We start from the raw sequence: 15,140 nt of genomic DNA, 5'->3' as shown, positions 1-15,140 counted from the left end.
TCTCGCGCGATGGACCCCGCGCCGGTCCCCCGATGAGGTGGAAAGTTGAAGACCACCCCCCGGTGGGCCGAGGTCAGTCCTCGGCGTCTACGCGGACGATGTTGCTATTGATGCCGAGGCTGATGTTCAGCTTCATGATGCTGTTGGCCTGGTCGAACTGCTCGCTCTGGCTCATGACCTTGCCAACAAAGTAGCGTTCCGAGGGCGTGCCCCCAGCCGGTGCATCATTGAGGACTAGCTTGAACGCATAGTCGTGGATGGTCTTCTCGGCAGCGATGGCGGCAAGCTGGCCCGGATCGGCTGGGTCGATGCCGCATACCAAGTCCATGCTGCCAGCCGAGCGGGGCCCTTTCTGGGTGCGGGTTCGCTTGTCACCCAGAGCGGTAAAGGTCACTGCTTCCGACGTGTCGCCGGCCGAGCCGGCCGCTTCGAGCTCCTTGATCTCGGTCCAAGTCTGGGGCGGCGTGGTGAAATCGGCCAGAACGAAGTCGGTGCTCTTCAGCTTGAGCACGCCGCCGATGTACACTTTCAATCCGGCGCTGGTGTAGACGGTCATGATGGGTTCCTTTCGAGGGTGCGCCGCTCCTCAGCGGCATCGCGTGCATTGCAGCGCTGACAGCCAGGGCGCCAGTTGGAGCGCACCATGCGAAGGTCAGGGCGGGTTCTGATGGATTTGACGTGTCGGACAAGGGTGGCCGGCGCGCCGCATTCGCATAGGTCGTTGCCCGGTTCGGCGAGGAAAGAACGGGAGGCGCGCTCCCATTCCTTGTCATAGCCGCGGTGCCGGGCCGGTGGCCTCTTCTTGTCGAAACGTGCTTTGCGCTGCGCATCCGATGCAGCCATGTGGCGGCATCGCTCCCCGTAGGGAACGACACAGCCACAAGACCGGATGGATGGAGCGCGGGACGGCATCAGGGCAACTGGATGTGCTGGTGCCCGATGAGGGCGACGGCGCCGAGCTGGATGGACGTGCCGCCCGCCTTGGTGAGCGAGAGATGGGCGAAACGCTTCGAGCCGATGTATTCGACCTGATAGCTGCTGTTCGCCGCGAGCGTCGCGGGCGCGTTGCTGATCACATCGTCGGGATCCACGTCGGCATAGCCGGTGCCGGTCGTGTTCGTCTCCTGCACCTTCAGGCCGAAGTCACCCGAACCGGAGATCGCCCCGGTGTTGACGATGAACATCAGGCCCTGCGAGCCCTTGCGGTCGATCTCGATGCCGTCGGCCGCTGCGGCCTGCGAGGCCGAGTTGATGGCCGGGATTGCCTTGAGGTTGTGGTAAAGTCCTTTGCGCATGATGGGGCTCCTTAGCTCGCTGCGACCTTGAGGAACTTGATCGCGTTGAAGTCACCGGCACCGCCGCCGACGCGCTTATAGACGTCGAAGATGATCCGGCCCTTCTGGGTGAGTTCGTCGCGGTTGATGCGGACGCCTTGGCGATCGACGATCACATAGCCCTGGCGGAAGTCGCCGAAGGCGATGGGGTGCTCGCCGGCCGCGATATCGGGCATGCCCTCGTCGATCTCGACGGAGTAGCCAAGCAGCGGGTGCTCGACGCCTTCGATGAGGTTGCCCGTCGGCGCCCAAAGGCGTCGGCCAACTTCATCGACGATAGCCCGGAGGCGCACTGCCGTATTGCTGTTCATCAGGAACTTGGCGTTGCCTTTGTAGGGCTTGCGCAGCGCGGCAACCAGCTTGATCACGGCCGCAACGAGCTGCGTATCGGTCGGTGCCGAAGCATGACCGGCCGGCACGTACTGGTGCTTACCCCAAGCGCGGACGAAATCTTTCTCGTTCGTGGTGCCGTAGTCGAGGAGGCCGCGCGGGAAGCCATCGACACCGGTATAGCGAAGGAAGTCCTCGCCCTCGGTCTCGGCAAAGTCATGGGTGGCGTTGTTCACGAGCCAGGAAGCAATGTCGGTGGCGGCGTCGTCGAGCAGATGCCGGGTTGCAGCCGGGGCAGCGTAGTATTCGCCCACCGGATAGCTGTGCTTGATCAGTTCGGGGCGAGCCGTGTCCTGCGGGCGGTCGTCGCGTTCCGAGACACGCTGCGCGCCGCGTTTGCCGAGCGAATAGAAACGCTCGTACTTGTCAGTGGAGATGCTGACGACTTCAGCCAGGCCGCGCAGCGGCGAAAGGTCGGTCATCAGCGTGCGGATGGACAAGTCCACGGTCGGCAGGACGAAATAGCCGCCCGAAGCGTCATTGTCGGAGGAAGCCGCCTTCACCTCGAACGCGCCGCCGGCTTCCTCGATCGCTGCAGAGCTTTTCGAGCGGAGATAGGAGGACAGAGCCTTGCGCTCGATCTCCTGCTGCTCCTCTGCCGTCGTCTTCGAGCCGGGGCGGTTCGCCTTCTTCTCGAATTCGTCGATGCGGTCCATAAGCGCCTTGATTTCGGCGCCGCCCTCGACCTTCTTCAGCCGCTCGTCCACGGTCTTCTGAAGATCCTCGAGCGACTTGGTGACGATGGAGACCGGATCGTCCTCCTCGCCCTTTCGCTCAATGGCCACGCTGTTGAGCAGCGCGCGTTTCGTGACATGGTGCATGTCAGTTCCTTCCGATTTGCGCTGCCGCGCGGTTGATGGCAGCGGCGATCGATATCGCCTGGACTGCCGATTTCGCCGACGTGACTTTCGCGCCGGGATGCATGGGGATCGTCACAAGGGACGCTTCCAGAAACTCGAGGGCCTTGATCATCCGGCCGCCGCCGGTGCGGGCCGCTGCCTTCTTCGTGATGAAGCCGATGGAGATGCCCTTGACCGCGCCCGATTTGACCAGGGCGCGGACCTCGCGGGCGCGGCTCACCTCGTCGACGAGGAGCTTGCCGGTCAGGTGCAGGCCATCCGACTTCTCGGTCGCCACGTCCCAGGTGCCGATGGGATCATTCATGTCGTGGCCGAAGAGCATGGGGATCGGCATGGAAGCACCTTTGAAGGCGCCTGGCTCGATCCAGTCGCCAACGCGGTCAGGTGTGCCGAACTTCCAGGCGATGCCGGAGACGAGGCCAGCGTCGTCGGCGATCATCTTCGTCTCGAAGAACAGCCGGTCCATCACAGCCCCTCCGGCGCGAAGTTTCGGCGGTCGCCGGCGAACGCATCGACCTGAGCCTGAAGCCAGTCGGCGGCGCGCAAGACGCGCAGGACGTTCTTGTGGCTGAAAGCGAGATCAGAGCCTTCGTGCTGGACTTCCCAGCGCAGGACCGTCTTCGCGAGGCAGTTTAGGCGGGCGGCTTCCCGGTGCTCGGCCTTGATCGTTCCGTCCGACTCGGCGCGGTCGGCAAGCTCGTCCATCATGGCGATGCGGGCTTTGCGCTGCGTCTCGCTGTCCGGGCCGGCGATCCACAGTGTCATGCCCGTGGGCTTGCCCTCCCAAGGATCCACGATTTCAAGCTTACGGCCGCGATCCTGGTCAATCACATTCGCCTGGATGTCTTCAAGGTTCATCCGTCGGGTCCTTATCGTCGTCGGGCTTCGGGGTTTTCGGGTTGCCGCCTTCATCGCGGTCGAGAGGCGGGCCGCCGTTGTGACCCACGCCCGGCTGGCTCGCGCCGGTGTTCGGGTTCGCGTACTCCTCGCCTCCGTCGTACGGCGGGAGGTCGAGCCAAGCGCGGCCGGTGTTGGGGTTGATGACGCGGGAGGCGACGAGGCTGTTGATCGCCGTGGCGCGCGCCGTCAGGTCCACGTTCGTGAAATCGTCGCGGTCGAAGCGGATCGCGAACTTGCCCTTCTCCTCCTTGGAGAAGAGCGCGCGGCCCAATGCGCTTTCGAGAGCGCGAAGCCAAGGCTCAAGGCAGAGCTGGAGAAACTGGCGCTGCATCTCGGCCGAGGTCGACCAGGTGGCGCGGGTCAGGTCGCCGATCAGGCTCGCCGGGATGTTGAAGGCGCGGGCAATCTCCTGAAGCTGGAAAAGCCGGAGCTGCTGGAATTGCGCATCGACGCTGGAGAGCGTCATCTGCTTGAAGGTGGCGCCGTCGTAGAGGAACGCGGTCCTGCCGGCGCCGCCACCGTCACCGAACGTCTTGTTCCAGCCGGCGATGACCTTCTTGATCGCGTCCTCGCCGATACCCTTTGGCATTTCGACGGCGCCACCAGGGCGAGCGCCACGGCCGAAAAGCTGCGAGGCGTGGCGTTCCATGACGATGGCAACGCCGATCGCTTCCCGGCAGAGGGTGAGCGGGGCTTTGTCGAAGGTGCCGCGAAGGTGGATTATATCGCTGGCCGGCTGAACAATGCCGCTGACGCGATACCGAGGCTGGAGGCTGTCGTCGGGATAATCGACGTTGATGAAGCCGGGGCGCGGACGGATGATTTCCAGGAGCCGGCCATCCGAGGATCGCGTGACGCGGGCAAGGCCACCTTGGTCCCGGCATAGAGCATCAACGACGATGGAACGGATGAATTCGAAGCCGCTCTGCCAATCGTTGGCATCGCCCTTCAGGGGCTTGCCGGCTTCGTGGTTCGGGGCTTCCGTCTCGGTTCCGTCTTCCGCGATGGCGACCACCTTGACGGCGAGCGAGGCGCACGCCTCAGAGATGGTCCGCACGGCGGCAGCAACGGCCGGGGTGCGCAGAGCGGATTCGGCCGAGACGGCGACGCCAGATGAGGTCTGCATGCCGCTGACGAGCATCTCGAGGATCTGCTCGTCAGTCAGCGCCTTGGATTCGCGCTGCGTGAATGGGACGTGGATGCCGAAAGCCTTCATAGAGCAGTTTATGCCCTACGTCGGGTGTTACATCATAACGGTTTGAAGCGGGAATTCGTGGTTTTACGTGGCTGGCGTTGTGTAATCCGGAAGCTTACCGGCGATCTCATTGGCGAAATGCCAGCAGGCGCTCGTGATCTCGTTGAATTCCTCCTTGGAAAACTGAACCTGAGAGCCCAATGCAAAGCGACGCTCCCGGACCTCCAGTTTAATCACGATCCTGGTGTCTTTGATCAGTGGTGTGCCAAACGTAAGATCCTCAAGTTGGCCGTCGATGTCAGCGGCAAACCTCAGATAGGGTAACCTGACGACTAATTCACCCGTCCCTTCGTCACAATCACTTACCCCAACTATCCCTCTTCGGTGGACTAGACAGTTGCGCACCCTTTGCAAGGACTTCATCTCTTCCTTCATAGTGAGGTCCGCTGAAAGGCCCAATTCAACTTCCTTGAGCAGCCCAGGGAAATTCAGGGCCTGGGCTCTACGGCGCACGTTTAGGACCGCCTCTTCAAACTCTCCGAATGTGTGCACGTTTCCGGAAAGCTTTCCGACGCTGACAAAGAGCAGTGCCTCCTCCAACGAGGATCGAACGGCCGCCGCGATGTCCTCAATGCCTTTGTTCAATACCCAATGAGTGCATTGCTCCCGTCGCTTTTCCTCGGTTTCTGGTGCAGGGCGCACGTGAAAACTGCCAAGCGACGGCAGATTATTCATGTCCGCTGTTTCCAGCGCTGCAAGAGTCAATGCAGCGACGGTATTTATTACGAGCGCCATCTGTGTCGCAGGCTCGATAATCCCATCGCGATTGAGATGTATATTCAGTATCTCCGGCACTATTTCACCCCTTGTCCCCCAAAGCGAAGGAAGTATAGCAGGTCGTCTTCGAAGGCATAGTATCGCCCCCCGATCTCCTTAACCGGAGAGCCAGGCTGCTTTGCGATCGTGTCGCGGACGAAGTCAGCACCAACGCCGATCCGCCGGCCGATTGCCGGCAGTGTCCAGATAATGCGGCTGGTGCTGGAGGGCTTCTTGCCCTCCAGCATTTCGTCGAGGCGTTCAGGTGTCAGGATGGGTCGGGTCAATCGAAATCCTCGTTGTTGAAGGCGGCGAGGTCGTCGGTGGTGAGGTTTCCGATCTTCGCCATGATACCGGCCTTGGCGCTCGGCTTCTTGGGCTGGTCTCGCATTCGTCCCTGGATGGGCTCTGGCACCACGCCGGCGACGGTGACAGGCTTGCAGGTGATGCCGGCCGCTTGAAGCTTGATGAGAAGCTGGTCGCGCTTTTGCCAATCCGTGCCGGTGTGCCGGTGAACCTGCTTACCGTTGTCGTAGCGCTCGATCACCCATTCCGGGAACGCGCCGATGTGGCGCTCCCAATATTCGACACGGATCACAGGCTTTGCCGGCTTGAAGGTGCGCGGCCGGCGAAGATCGATGCGTCCAGAACTGGACGGAACCTGCCTACGGCTTTCGTGGCGCAGGAAATCTTCGGCTACAACCTTGCTGCCGAGCAGCTTGGCGACCATCGCTTTTTCCTTCGTATCCTCCGCCGTCTGCTTGCCGTGCATGGCATCGAGCTTCGCGCGCATGCGGCGTTCGAGGTCGGCGAGATTGTCGTCGTCTTCCATCATGCTTTGTCCCAGCTCCTGTCTACGCGCCGACGCTCGCTTTTGAGGTAATCTTCCCGAGCCTTTTCCAAGCTCTTCGGCGACACAGGATCGTGGTCGATCGTCGGCCCCTCAAAAGGCTCTTGTCGATCTGGATTCAGATAGGTTTTGAGTTGTTGGTGGATGCGTTCCTGTCGCTCCTGGCTCTCGCTCTTGCGAGTTTGGCGAACGGGTGTTGGAGCTGGCGCATCGTCCCACCTATCGCCGTTGAGCCATGTTGCGGGGTTGCACCACGGCCGATCATCCGTCTTCCCAGCGTAGCGACGTAGCCCCGAGAGGATCGGTTCGAGGTCGGCTCGCTTCCGTGCCGACTGGAAGGCCATCAATGCTTTCCGCTTCCCGACCTTGTTGGGGTAGATCGCCCAGAACTCGGCGAACTCTTTCTCGCGCCCGTCTTCCGAACGTAGAGAGGAAGACTTCTGGTATCTGGTATCTGGCTTCTGGTTAGCATTGCCCGGGCTTTGCGTTTGCAATGCATCCGCATCTATGCCGCTGTTGTTTTCTTTGCCTTTTTTCCTCCATCGCGCTTCTGCTGCCCGCGCGCCTACCTCTGACTTTTCTGATGCGTGCTCGCGTTCTTTTTCGACGCGTTCGTTCCAAATCCCACTTTCGACGCGGATCACTTTTCCTTCTTCAAGAAGGGTGTCGAGTACAGTGACGAAGGTGGATTTTGACGCGCCGCAAAGCCTTGCCAGCCGGCTGTGATCCTCTGGGATCGGCTCCCCGCGCTCGTACATCGTCGCGACTAGCGTGATGTAAACGCCGGTCTCGACGGCACTCATTCCGCGAGTGCCGCCGAGCCAGTCCGAGGGGAAGAAGCGCACCCAAGGGAGCTTGCTCATATCAGGTCCGCTTCCGCGTCTGGGGATCGCACTGGTCGATGATCCACACCGCACCGTCGGCGATGCACTCGCCGGACCATGCGATCCACCGGGCAGTTTTGAGGAGGATGATGGCTGTCATGAGAGCGAGGATCTTCACTGGAACGACACCCCCGTCAGTCCGAGGCGACCGGCTTCCCGGCTGTCCTCGTCCATCGTCTCTTCGAGCTCGTCGTCTTCAAGGTCGGGATCGCCGTCCATGAGGTCGAGGAGCTCGATAAACTCCTCTATGCGGGCTTCGAGTTCGGCGCGGCGGAATTTCTCGATGGCGGGGCTACGCATCATGCGTCCTCCCCTTCTGGAATGTCTGCCACCATGAAGAACAGCGCGTGATTGCCGTAAGGAGCCCAATAAGGTTCGATCCGTTCCGACCATTTCTCGCTGAGAGCTTCCGCAAGCTCCTGCTCGAGGCGCGGAATACGCTCCTCCAAGCTTTCCGGCTGTGCCCCAGTCAATTTCGCGGCTGCGGGCGCGGCCGAGGCGACGGCAATGCCGGAAATTCCAGCGATGAAGGAGCGACGGGTCGTTCTCATTGCGCGGCCCTCACTTTTTCCAGAGCGACCTCAAGAAGGTGAGTGATCTGCGACAGCATGTCGTCCACCAGATCGCATCCAGCGGTCAGCGCATTTGCGGTCTTCCGATCGGTACGGATCAGAGCCTCGCTCGTCATGAAGACCAGCTGGAGGACGTTGCGAGCCATATCGAGAGAGTTGCCGGCATCGAAGATCAAACCGTGCACGTCACGTTCTTCGGCCGTTCCTGTTGCTGGCGCCGGCGCGGTCGTGCTACTGTCCGTGCTGTTCATTTCCATAACCCTATGTGAGATCGAACCACGGTCCGGGAGCGCGCCAACGCTTGCCGGGCCATTTGCATTTTGGGGCTCCGCCATCCGCGGAACTTGGCGGATGGGGGCTTTCATGCTGCGCTCCCGAAGGTCGTCTTCAGACCAAGCCGAGCTGCAAGCGGTGCCACGGGCACCACAATCCGCCCCCCCACTTTGATCGTGTCGATGTCGCCCTTGCGGGCGGCTTCGTAAGCGCCGTTGCGCGCAAGGCCGAAGAAGAGGCGCCCCGCATCGGGAACGGAAATCGTCGGCTTTTTCAGTGCTTCTTCGAGTGTCATTCGGCGTCACCGTTTGGTTAGTATTGTGTGTACGTTTGTGACGCTATCACGATTTAACGGTCTTGCAACCTTTTTGTGAGTTATGTACACACGAAACAAGGGGAATGATGATGGCTCGACCAAAGCTTGGCGAAACCGACACCGAACGCATGCAGTTGAAAATCACGCGCGCGGAAATCGAAGCGATTGATGACTGGAGGTTTGCAAAGCGCGTGCCTTCGCGATCCGAAGCGGTTCGCAGACTGTGCAGGATCGCCATCGTCGAGGAAGATCTAAAGCCGGGTTTGCACGACGCGGCGAAGGAGCTTCTTGATGCAGTGTTGCTCCTTGCAGATCAGGCTCGATCAGAGCGCCCGCGACGACCAGAGGAAGATGAGGAATTGCGGTCGCTTGCGGGGCAAGTGGTTCTGCGCGTTTACGACGTCTACGAGAAACTCGTTGAGCAAACGATCCGGACGAACGAACTTTCTGACGGTGCTGCCGATCTCGAAAAGGCCCTGGAATGGGAGCGCAAAGCGGCCGACTTTCTCCAAGGAAAGTCGTTTTTCGAGAGCCTGAGAAGCTCACCCCAGGCGATGGAAGCTCTGACAGAAGCGATCGAGCGCAACAAAAACTCTAAGCGAGAAGACGAATGAAAGGCCACATTGTCGAACGCAGCCCAGGCAAGTGGGCGATTGTCCTCGATGTTCCGAGCGACGGGAAGCGCCGCCGGAAGTGGCACACCTTCCATGGTACGAAGAGGCAGGCGGAAACCGAGTGCGCCAGACTAATCGCGGAGTTGTCTGGTGGCAGCTATATCGAACCTTCGAAGACGACGCTCCGCGAGTTCTTCGTCCAATGGCTAAAGCATGAAAAGGCGAATGTCGCGCCGAAGACCCACCAGCGGTACGAGGAACTGCTCCTCAAGAACGTGGCGCCGGTCATTGGCGCGATCACGCTGAACAAACTCACTGCGGCGAGTATCGACCTCGCATGGGGCAAGTTGCTGGAAAGCGGCCGGCGAGACGGGAAAGGTGGCCTATCCCCCCGCACAGTGCACCACTGCCGGCGCGTGATGCTCACCGCTATGGATCAGGCAGTGAAGTGGGATCTGCTGAAGCGAAATCCGGTCGCCCTCACCCGCCCGCCAAAAGTCGAGCGAAAGCAAATGGAGGCCTACAGCGCCCCCCAGACGGCGATGCTGCTCGACGACCTCCGCAAAAGCCGCGTCTTCATTCCGGTGCTGCTAGCCGCTATGTGCGGCATGAGGCGAGGAGAAGTCATCGCCCTCCGCTGGAAAGACATTGATCTCGTGGCGGCCGTGATCGCTGTCACCCGGAGCGCCGAGCAGGTTGGAACAGAGGTTCGCTACAAAGAGACGAAATCTGGCAAGGCGCGCACTGTGGCGCTTTCCTCGACGGTTCTTGAGGAGCTGAAACGCCATCGCCTCGCACAGGCCGAGGAGCAATTGAAGATCGGTGTCCGGCCCGACGAAAACTCATTCGTGGTCGCCCAGGTGGATGGATCGCCGTTAAAGCCTGTCTCCCTCACACACGAATGGACGCGGCTCCTGGCGAAAACAGACCTCCCCCGCATTCGCTTCCATGACCTCCGCCACTCACACGCAACGCAATTGCTCGCCGCCGGCGTCCATCCAAAGATTGCCAGCGAACGTCTCGGTCATTCGACTATCGGGATCACGCTCGACCTCTACTCGCACGTCATGCCGGGAATGCAGGCGAATGCAGCAGAGCAAGTTGACGCGGCAATCAAAGCTGCTAAAAAGCCGGCGAGCGAATGATATGGTAGCAAAGCGGTAGCAAACGCCACTTTTGGGAAATCTCGAAACCACGGATTTCTTAGCCATATCAAACACATGGAAGAGTGTCCGAGTGGTTTAAGGAACCGGTCTTGAAAACCGGCGTAGGCGAGAGTCTACCGTGGGTTCGAATCCCACCTCTTCCGCCAATTTCTTGTCCCATTCCATTCCATCCATTACTATTGCCCTTGATATGCAAGGCATTGGTGTGTTTTCTCTTTTCCTGAAAATTACCATGCTTCACCATGCATACCCGTACAACTCCGGGTATGAGGGCGGGTATTTTCGAGGCCGCACCGGGTATCGGGGAAAATGAAGTGCTCACAGACGCGCAGATCAAGCGGGCAAAGCCAGCGGAAAAGGACTACCGCCTGACGGACGGAGGCGGGCTTCACCTTTTCGTGACGCGGGCCGGTGGAAAGCTCTGGCGTTTCCGCTACGAGATTAGCGGCAAAGAAAAATTGTTGAGCCTTGGACAATATCCAGGGGTTTCCCTCCTGGAGGCGCGCCGGAAGCGCGACGAGGCAAAAGACACGCTTCGCGCCGGCCGCGACCCAGCCGTTGCGAAGAAGCTACTGACGCTCGCAGGGGCGAAATCGGCAGCCGCAACGTTTCAGAGCATCGCCGAGGAATGGCACGACCTGAATAAATCTCAGTGGGTGCCGAGACATGCCGAGGACGTAATTGGCAGCCTGCGGACTGATATATTCCCTACCCTTGGATCCCTCGCCCCGCGCGACATAACTCCGGCCGACGTACTCACCGTTCTCAGACCTATCGAACAGCGGGGCGCCAAAGACACAGCGCGCCGGATCCGGCAGAGGATGTCTGCTGTCTTCGTCTATGCGATTGCCACTGGTCGAGGAAGCGATGATCCTGCCGCGACGGTGAAAGGTGCTATGGCGCCGATGAAAAAGGGACGCCAGCCGGCGGTGACCAGCTTGCAAGGCGTCCGCGATATTCTGCGAAGCGTTGAGTTAAAGGAGGCTCACCCCGTTACGAAACTCGCCCACCGCCTCTTGGCCCTGACTGCCGTGCGGCCCGGCACGCTGATCATGACGCCGTGGTCGGAGTTCAATGAGCTCGACGCCGCGGACCCGATCTGGCAAATCCCAGCTGCCCGCATGAAGCTGAAGGCGCAGTATAAAGATGATGAATAGCGGGATCATCTCGTCCCTCTCTCGAAGCAGGCCATGGCTGTGATTGCTGAAATCCGTCATATATCAGGACGCGGTCCGATTGTGTTTCCGAACACCCGCCACTCGCACCGGCCCCTCTCGGAAAATGCGATCGGCTACCTTCTCAACCGGTCCGGCTATCACCACCGCCACGTCCCGCACGGATGGCGAGCAGCATTTTCTTCGATAATGAACGAGGCGCATACGGCGGACAGCGCGGTCATCGACCTCATGCTGGCGCACGTTCCGAAGGACAAAGTTGAGGGCGCCTATAATCGGGCGCTCCACCTGAACCGACGCAAGGAGCTTGCTCAAGCATGGTCCGATCTGCTGTTAGAGGGCGCCGTCCCGCTTGAGGAAATAGCGCGTGGCCGGCGCCGATGATCTCACCCGACCTTCGCGCCGAACCACTTCATGAACAGGACTTCCGCGCCGCGCGGCCCCAAATAGGCGAGCGATGCTATAAGACCCGTCGTCGCCTCCTGCCCGAGGCCCCACCAGGACGCCAATCCCTGGCCGATGAGTGCCATCCCGACGGCTATCGGGAACTCCCAGAGGAGCTCGCGGCCCAAAAACTTTCGTTTCATCCTGCGTACCTCCTGTGCATGCCACATGAAGCGCCCGATGACCGCACCGAACATGGTGGTAAATGCGCCGCCGAACCATGCGTTCAGCAGTTCGACGATGGAATTGTATTTGTCGGACATTCACCAGCATCCTTTTCGCGCGCCGGCGCGATCATTGGAAATCACGCGCTCGGCACCGGGCCGGTCAGCTTGGATTAGGGCAATCGTCCCGGCCGGCGATAGGTTCGCTTGTACAAAGGGGCTGCAGCCGGAGACTGTCGCATGCTGACACCCGGCCAATGTAAGCGACGCACAAATCAAAATCAGACATGCGTTGTAGCTTCGCATCGTCGCCTTTCCTTTCGAGCTCTTCCTTCTGGGCCACCACCGCCTGCTCAGCGACAAGGCGAGCGCGGGCTTCTGAACGGGCGGCCGGCAAAGTAATGGCCAGCGTGTATCCGTAAATGAATACCGCAGCGCACGCGGCGCCCGCCGCAGCTGACAACCATTGCAGCATCAGCCCGACTCCCGGATCCGGCGAACGAAATACCAGATCCCCATACCAGCGCCGGCTATCATGATCCCCGCCAAAGCCCACTGAACCGGCCCGTTCCCAGCCATCAGCGCGCTGCCAGCCGAAACTATAGAGCTGAGCGGCCCCCACGCTTCCGGCTTTTTCAACACCTCGCCTATGCCGGTGTCACGCGTATCGGCTTTCGCCTGAGCCTCGATTGGCGCGGTCGTCTTTTCGACGCTGCTGCCACTGGCGTTGCCAGCGAGCCGAAGGGCATTCCCCACGACGCCGAGTTGATCCTTCCACTCTTTGCGCGGATCTTTGCCGGTGATGCGGATGGTCCACCCACGGCCGTTGGCAGGAAAGCCCGTCTTTCTGTTGGTGAGGGTTTGGAGATACGCCATGTAGGCGTCGCAATACTCGCGGATCAGGGCGGACAGGCCGCCGGGATACTTCCGCGCACCCGATGAGGTCTGTTCGCCGACGTGTCCATCGATTTTGCCGGAGTACACCTTCCCGGTATCGTCCACTCGATGGCGTTCCCTTTCACGACGTGTGGGTTTTCCCGGATCACCTCTTTGATCTCTTGCGACAACAAGCCATCGCTACGCCTGGCCGAACAGTTCGGCTGGACACGGGAGGGCGTCATGCGCGCCGGCGGCGTGAACGGTGAGGACCTTGTCCTCTTCGGCATGCTCCGGCGGGAATGCCGGTGGCTTCCCCTCCGCCTATGGTAGTTTGGCGGCCGGCAAGATATGCTCGGCCTTCCTGCGCAAGATGTGCGGTTTCCAGATGATGGGAATTTTGCACCATTGGAAAAAGCGCGGGAGACGCCCCGAGCCCGGATCCGAAAATCGGTGAGGCCGCCGTTCTGCAGGCGAAGACCGGCGAGCATTGGCTGAATTTTGCCAAGGACGCATTCAAGGTCTCCACCAAACGGCAGGCCGAACTCGACGAGCTCACCAAGACACTCACCGATAAGCAACTCGCCATCCTCAGCGATCAGGACAAGATCGCCAAGGCCGATCGCGAGCGATACGAGAAAGAGTTCCGGCCGCTGGAGGATGAATTCCTCAAGGAGGCGAAGGATTACGGCAGCGAGGCCAACCAGGACAAGGCCGCGGCAGAAGCGATGGCGGATGTCCGCCAAGCCGACCGAGCCGCGGACGGTGCCCGCCGACGCGAAATGGCGGGGCTGGGAATAACACCCGGCTCCGGCCGGTTTACCGGCATCGAGCGAGAAGCTGACCTCAACACCGCGCTTGCGTCGGCCGGCGCAGCGAACACCGCGCGTCAAGCGCGACGGGATAAAGGCATCGCGTTGAAGGCCGACGCGGTGAACCTCGGTCGCGGCCTCCCGGCACAGTCGGCTGCCGCGACGCAATTGGGTCTTGGTGCCGGCAATGCTGCGCTCAGCGGGAACTTCGGCGCGAATGGCCAGTACCTTGGATCTCTCGGTATCATGGGCCAAGGCTACCAGGGAGCGATGGCCCATGATACCGAGGGTCGGCGGATACGCTTCAGGGACAGGATAATTTCCGCCTCAATGCCTGGCAGACGCAGAACCAGATCGCAGCGAACAATGCCTCCGGTATCGGCCAGTTTCTCGGCGGTGCGATCGGTCTCATTGCATCGGACGAGAACGTCAAGCACGACAAGGAAGAAATTCCAGAAGGCGAAGCGCTTGAGGCGGTTAACGATATGCCGGTCGAGGAATGGACCTACGATAGGGGCGTCGCCGATGGCGGCCGCCATGTTGGGACCTATGCGCAGGACTTTAAACGGGCCACAGGCAAGGGTGATGGCCGGGCTATTCCTGCTCAGGACGCGATCGGAATCACGATGAAGGCGGTCCAAGACCTCGACAAGAAACTCGATCACGTCGTTGCCGCCATCGGGCTTGGCCAGGGCGGCGCTGCCATGGGAGCTGCGTAATGGGAAATTTCGGAGTCGGCCTCGGAAGTTTCATGCAGGGTCTTCAAGGCGGGATGGCAGTCCGGGATCAGATGGACGATCGCAAGCGTCAGAAGGTCCTCGATGCTCGGAAGGACAAGGAATATCAGCGCGAGCTCGATCAGCGCGATCGTATGGACGCGATTGGGCTCGGTGCGAAGCAGGAGTTCGAGAAGCAAGTCGACGCCGGCAATGCCAAGGTCGATGATTTCGACAATTTCTTCCAGACCTACGCCATCCCGAAAATGCGCAACGAAATGCTGATCAACGGCGATGTCGACGGTGCGGAGAAATTGACGAAATGGGGAGAGAGTGCTGACGCCAAGCGCGGAGCCAAGCTGTTTTCGAGTGCCCTCGTCAAGGCCCAGACCGGAGACAATTTCGGTGCCCTCACGGACGCGCTCGATGCGGCTAAAATCAAGGGCTACATCCACCACGACTTTACGGCTGGGGATATTGCCGAGCTCAAAACGCCGGACGGCAGGCTGATGGGATACCGCCTCAATTTCAAAACAGCCGGCGGCGAGAACAAGTATCAGGACGTGACGCCGGATCAGATCCCGCAAATCATCTCGACCTTCGCTAACCCGGAAATGGCGTTCAAAACCCAAGTGGATGCGGCTGCCGCTGCCCGAAAGAAAAAAGACGAGCTTGAGCAGTACGAGCAGAAAAAGCAGATCGACAAACGATATGCCGGTACCGGGAAATCCCGCAGCGATGCTATCACCGCACTTCGGAAGCGCATGGACGGCGGCCTCGCCG

General features: G+C 60.5%; 21 protein-coding genes, 1 tRNA gene and 2 pseudogenes. 7 read left to right on the top strand and 17 right to left on the bottom strand.

Translation table 11 applies throughout. The features are described 5' to 3' along the window. Positions 1-73: 73 nt before the first annotated feature. The 14 genes from AC27VQ_RS25370 to AC27VQ_RS25305 form a co-directional block, all read right to left on the bottom strand. Entirely contained in the window at positions 74-556 is a 483-nt protein-coding gene (locus tag AC27VQ_RS25370) for a hypothetical protein (RefSeq protein WP_488718510.1), read from the bottom strand. A gap of 355 nt (positions 557-911) precedes the next feature. After that, positions 912-1,295, bottom strand: coding sequence for a hypothetical protein (locus AC27VQ_RS25365; protein ID WP_488718509.1), 384 nt, complete (start codon positions 1,293-1,295; stop codon positions 912-914). A gap of 11 nt (positions 1,296-1,306) precedes the next feature. Continuing rightward, positions 1,307-2,545, bottom strand: coding sequence for a phage major capsid protein (locus tag AC27VQ_RS25360; protein ID WP_488718508.1), 1,239 nt, complete (start codon positions 2,543-2,545; stop codon positions 1,307-1,309). Position 2,546: 1 nt separating this feature from the next. Further along, positions 2,547-3,050, bottom strand: coding sequence for an HK97 family phage prohead protease (locus tag AC27VQ_RS25355; RefSeq protein WP_244760837.1), 504 nt, complete (start codon positions 3,048-3,050; stop codon positions 2,547-2,549). Then, entirely contained in the window at positions 3,050-3,442 is a 393-nt protein-coding gene (locus tag AC27VQ_RS25350; protein WP_488718507.1) for a hypothetical protein, read from the bottom strand. Before AC27VQ_RS25350 ends, AC27VQ_RS25355 begins: the two co-directional genes overlap by 1 nt. Then, entirely contained in the window at positions 3,432-4,700 is a 1,269-nt protein-coding gene (locus AC27VQ_RS25345) for a phage portal protein (RefSeq protein ID WP_488718506.1), read from the bottom strand. The genes AC27VQ_RS25350 and AC27VQ_RS25345 overlap by 11 nt, the downstream gene beginning before the upstream one ends. A gap of 63 nt (positions 4,701-4,763) precedes the next feature. After that, positions 4,764-5,534 carry a hypothetical protein gene (locus tag AC27VQ_RS25340; RefSeq protein ID WP_488718505.1) on the bottom strand — a complete coding sequence of 257 codons (771 nt, stop codon included), beginning with the start codon at positions 5,532-5,534 and terminating at the stop codon, positions 4,764-4,766. Beyond that, the gene (locus AC27VQ_RS25335; RefSeq protein ID WP_488718504.1) at positions 5,534-5,782 is read right to left on the bottom strand and encodes a hypothetical protein; all 249 of its coding nucleotides are present in this window, start codon (positions 5,780-5,782) and stop codon (positions 5,534-5,536) included. Before AC27VQ_RS25335 ends, AC27VQ_RS25340 begins: the two co-directional genes overlap by 1 nt. Continuing rightward, positions 5,779-6,330, bottom strand: coding sequence for a hypothetical protein (locus AC27VQ_RS25330; protein ID WP_488718503.1), 552 nt, complete (start codon positions 6,328-6,330; stop codon positions 5,779-5,781). Before AC27VQ_RS25330 ends, AC27VQ_RS25335 begins: the two co-directional genes overlap by 4 nt. Further along, complete coding sequence (locus tag AC27VQ_RS25325) at positions 6,327-7,208, bottom strand: YdaU family protein (RefSeq protein WP_488718502.1); 882 nt, start codon at positions 7,206-7,208, stop codon at positions 6,327-6,329. Before AC27VQ_RS25325 ends, AC27VQ_RS25330 begins: the two co-directional genes overlap by 4 nt. 135 nt (positions 7,209-7,343) lie before the next feature. Beyond that, positions 7,344-7,532 carry a hypothetical protein gene (locus AC27VQ_RS25320; protein WP_488718501.1) on the bottom strand — a complete coding sequence of 63 codons (189 nt, stop codon included), beginning with the start codon at positions 7,530-7,532 and terminating at the stop codon, positions 7,344-7,346. Beyond that, positions 7,529-7,780: a twin-arginine translocation signal domain-containing protein gene (locus AC27VQ_RS25315; protein ID WP_488718500.1), complete on the bottom strand. Its 252-nt coding sequence runs from the start codon at positions 7,778-7,780 to the stop codon at positions 7,529-7,531. Before AC27VQ_RS25315 ends, AC27VQ_RS25320 begins: the two co-directional genes overlap by 4 nt. Further along, positions 7,777-8,166: a hypothetical protein gene (locus AC27VQ_RS25310; RefSeq protein WP_488718499.1), complete on the bottom strand. Its 390-nt coding sequence runs from the start codon at positions 8,164-8,166 to the stop codon at positions 7,777-7,779. Before AC27VQ_RS25310 ends, AC27VQ_RS25315 begins: the two co-directional genes overlap by 4 nt. Further along, positions 8,163-8,369 (bottom strand): hypothetical protein, encoded by a 207-nt coding sequence (locus AC27VQ_RS25305; protein WP_488718498.1) that lies wholly within the window; start codon positions 8,367-8,369, stop codon positions 8,163-8,165. The genes AC27VQ_RS25310 and AC27VQ_RS25305 overlap by 4 nt, the downstream gene beginning before the upstream one ends. 110 nt (positions 8,370-8,479) lie before the next feature. Here AC27VQ_RS25305 and AC27VQ_RS25300 point away from each other — a divergent pair, with 110 nt between their 5' ends. The 5 genes and pseudogenes from AC27VQ_RS25300 to AC27VQ_RS25280 form a co-directional block, all read left to right on the top strand. After that, entirely contained in the window at positions 8,480-9,004 is a 525-nt protein-coding gene (locus tag AC27VQ_RS25300) for a hypothetical protein (protein WP_488718497.1), read from the top strand. Next, positions 9,001-10,149, top strand: a complete 1,149-nt coding sequence (locus tag AC27VQ_RS25295; RefSeq protein ID WP_488718496.1) for a site-specific integrase — start codon at positions 9,001-9,003, stop codon at positions 10,147-10,149. Before AC27VQ_RS25300 ends, AC27VQ_RS25295 begins: the two co-directional genes overlap by 4 nt. Before the next feature lie 77 nt (positions 10,150-10,226). Next, positions 10,227-10,316 (top strand) — tRNA-Ser (locus tag AC27VQ_RS25290). A gap of 168 nt (positions 10,317-10,484) precedes the next feature. Then, on the top strand, positions 10,485-11,327 hold the full coding sequence (locus tag AC27VQ_RS25285) for a tyrosine-type recombinase/integrase (RefSeq protein WP_488718495.1): 843 nt from the start codon (positions 10,485-10,487) through the stop codon (positions 11,325-11,327). Between the two features lie 15 nt (positions 11,328-11,342). Next, positions 11,343-11,729 (top strand): annotated as a pseudogene (locus AC27VQ_RS25280) (tyrosine-type recombinase/integrase); the annotation flags it as partial. 2 nt (positions 11,730-11,731) lie between these two features. On the opposite strand, the gene AC27VQ_RS25275 reads toward AC27VQ_RS25280, so the two are convergent. The 3 genes from AC27VQ_RS25275 to AC27VQ_RS25265 form a co-directional block, all read right to left on the bottom strand. Beyond that, complete coding sequence (locus tag AC27VQ_RS25275) at positions 11,732-12,052, bottom strand: phage holin family protein (RefSeq protein WP_488718494.1); 321 nt, start codon at positions 12,050-12,052, stop codon at positions 11,732-11,734. Between the two features lie 64 nt (positions 12,053-12,116). Beyond that, entirely contained in the window at positions 12,117-12,428 is a 312-nt protein-coding gene (locus tag AC27VQ_RS25270) for a hypothetical protein (protein WP_488718493.1), read from the bottom strand. Further along, positions 12,428-12,955 carry a lysozyme family protein gene (locus tag AC27VQ_RS25265; protein WP_488718492.1) on the bottom strand — a complete coding sequence of 176 codons (528 nt, stop codon included), beginning with the start codon at positions 12,953-12,955 and terminating at the stop codon, positions 12,428-12,430. Before AC27VQ_RS25265 ends, AC27VQ_RS25270 begins: the two co-directional genes overlap by 1 nt. Before the next feature lie 1,039 nt (positions 12,956-13,994). Between AC27VQ_RS25265 and AC27VQ_RS25260 the strand changes: the two genes are divergently transcribed. Both AC27VQ_RS25260 and AC27VQ_RS25255 read left to right on the top strand, forming a co-directional pair. Then, positions 13,995-14,360 carry a tail fiber domain-containing protein gene (locus tag AC27VQ_RS25260; RefSeq protein ID WP_488718532.1) on the top strand — a complete coding sequence of 122 codons (366 nt, stop codon included), beginning with the start codon at positions 13,995-13,997 and terminating at the stop codon, positions 14,358-14,360. A gap of 32 nt (positions 14,361-14,392) precedes the next feature. Then, positions 14,393-15,140 (top strand): annotated as a pseudogene (locus tag AC27VQ_RS25255) (hypothetical protein); the annotation flags it as partial.

This window comes from Shinella sp. 20P9.1.1 (genome assembly GCF_057798995.1).
The sequence above is the reverse complement of the archived record's forward strand: the minus strand, read 5'-3'. Positions and strand labels throughout refer to the sequence as shown.

What these genes read in the sequence shown, in the direction of transcription:
- AC27VQ_RS25360 (WP_488718508.1), bottom strand. Translation starts at nt 2,545, where the DNA reads ATGCACCATGTCACGAAACGCGCGCTGCTCAACAGCGTGGCCATTGAG.
- AC27VQ_RS25355 (WP_244760837.1), bottom strand. Translation starts at nt 3,050, where the DNA reads ATGGACCGGCTGTTCTTCGAGACGAAGATGATCGCCGACGACGCTGGC.
- AC27VQ_RS25330 (WP_488718503.1), bottom strand. Translation starts at nt 6,330, where the DNA reads ATGATGGAAGACGACGACAATCTCGCCGACCTCGAACGCCGCATGCGC.
- AC27VQ_RS25275 (WP_488718494.1), bottom strand. Translation starts at nt 12,052, where the DNA reads ATGTCCGACAAATACAATTCCATCGTCGAACTGCTGAACGCATGGTTC.
- AC27VQ_RS25345 (WP_488718506.1), bottom strand. Translation starts at nt 4,700, where the DNA reads ATGAAGGCTTTCGGCATCCACGTCCCATTCACGCAGCGCGAATCCAAG.
- AC27VQ_RS25365 (WP_488718509.1), bottom strand. Translation starts at nt 1,295, where the DNA reads ATGCGCAAAGGACTTTACCACAACCTCAAGGCAATCCCGGCCATCAAC.
- AC27VQ_RS25300 (WP_488718497.1), top strand. Translation starts at nt 8,480, where the DNA reads ATGGCTCGACCAAAGCTTGGCGAAACCGACACCGAACGCATGCAGTTG.
- AC27VQ_RS25315 (WP_488718500.1), bottom strand. Translation starts at nt 7,780, where the DNA reads ATGAGAACGACCCGTCGCTCCTTCATCGCTGGAATTTCCGGCATTGCC.
- AC27VQ_RS25295 (WP_488718496.1), top strand. Translation starts at nt 9,001, where the DNA reads ATGAAAGGCCACATTGTCGAACGCAGCCCAGGCAAGTGGGCGATTGTC.
- AC27VQ_RS25305 (WP_488718498.1), bottom strand. Translation starts at nt 8,369, where the DNA reads ATGACACTCGAAGAAGCACTGAAAAAGCCGACGATTTCCGTTCCCGAT.
- AC27VQ_RS25320 (WP_488718501.1), bottom strand. Translation starts at nt 7,532, where the DNA reads ATGATGCGTAGCCCCGCCATCGAGAAATTCCGCCGCGCCGAACTCGAA.
- AC27VQ_RS25310 (WP_488718499.1), bottom strand. Translation starts at nt 8,166, where the DNA reads ATGAAAGCCCCCATCCGCCAAGTTCCGCGGATGGCGGAGCCCCAAAAT.
- AC27VQ_RS25325 (WP_488718502.1), bottom strand. Translation starts at nt 7,208, where the DNA reads ATGAGCAAGCTCCCTTGGGTGCGCTTCTTCCCCTCGGACTGGCTCGGC.
- AC27VQ_RS25270 (WP_488718493.1), bottom strand. Translation starts at nt 12,428, where the DNA reads ATGCTGCAATGGTTGTCAGCTGCGGCGGGCGCCGCGTGCGCTGCGGTA.
- AC27VQ_RS25350 (WP_488718507.1), bottom strand. Translation starts at nt 3,442, where the DNA reads ATGAACCTTGAAGACATCCAGGCGAATGTGATTGACCAGGATCGCGGC.
- AC27VQ_RS25370 (WP_488718510.1), bottom strand. Translation starts at nt 556, where the DNA reads ATGACCGTCTACACCAGCGCCGGATTGAAAGTGTACATCGGCGGCGTG.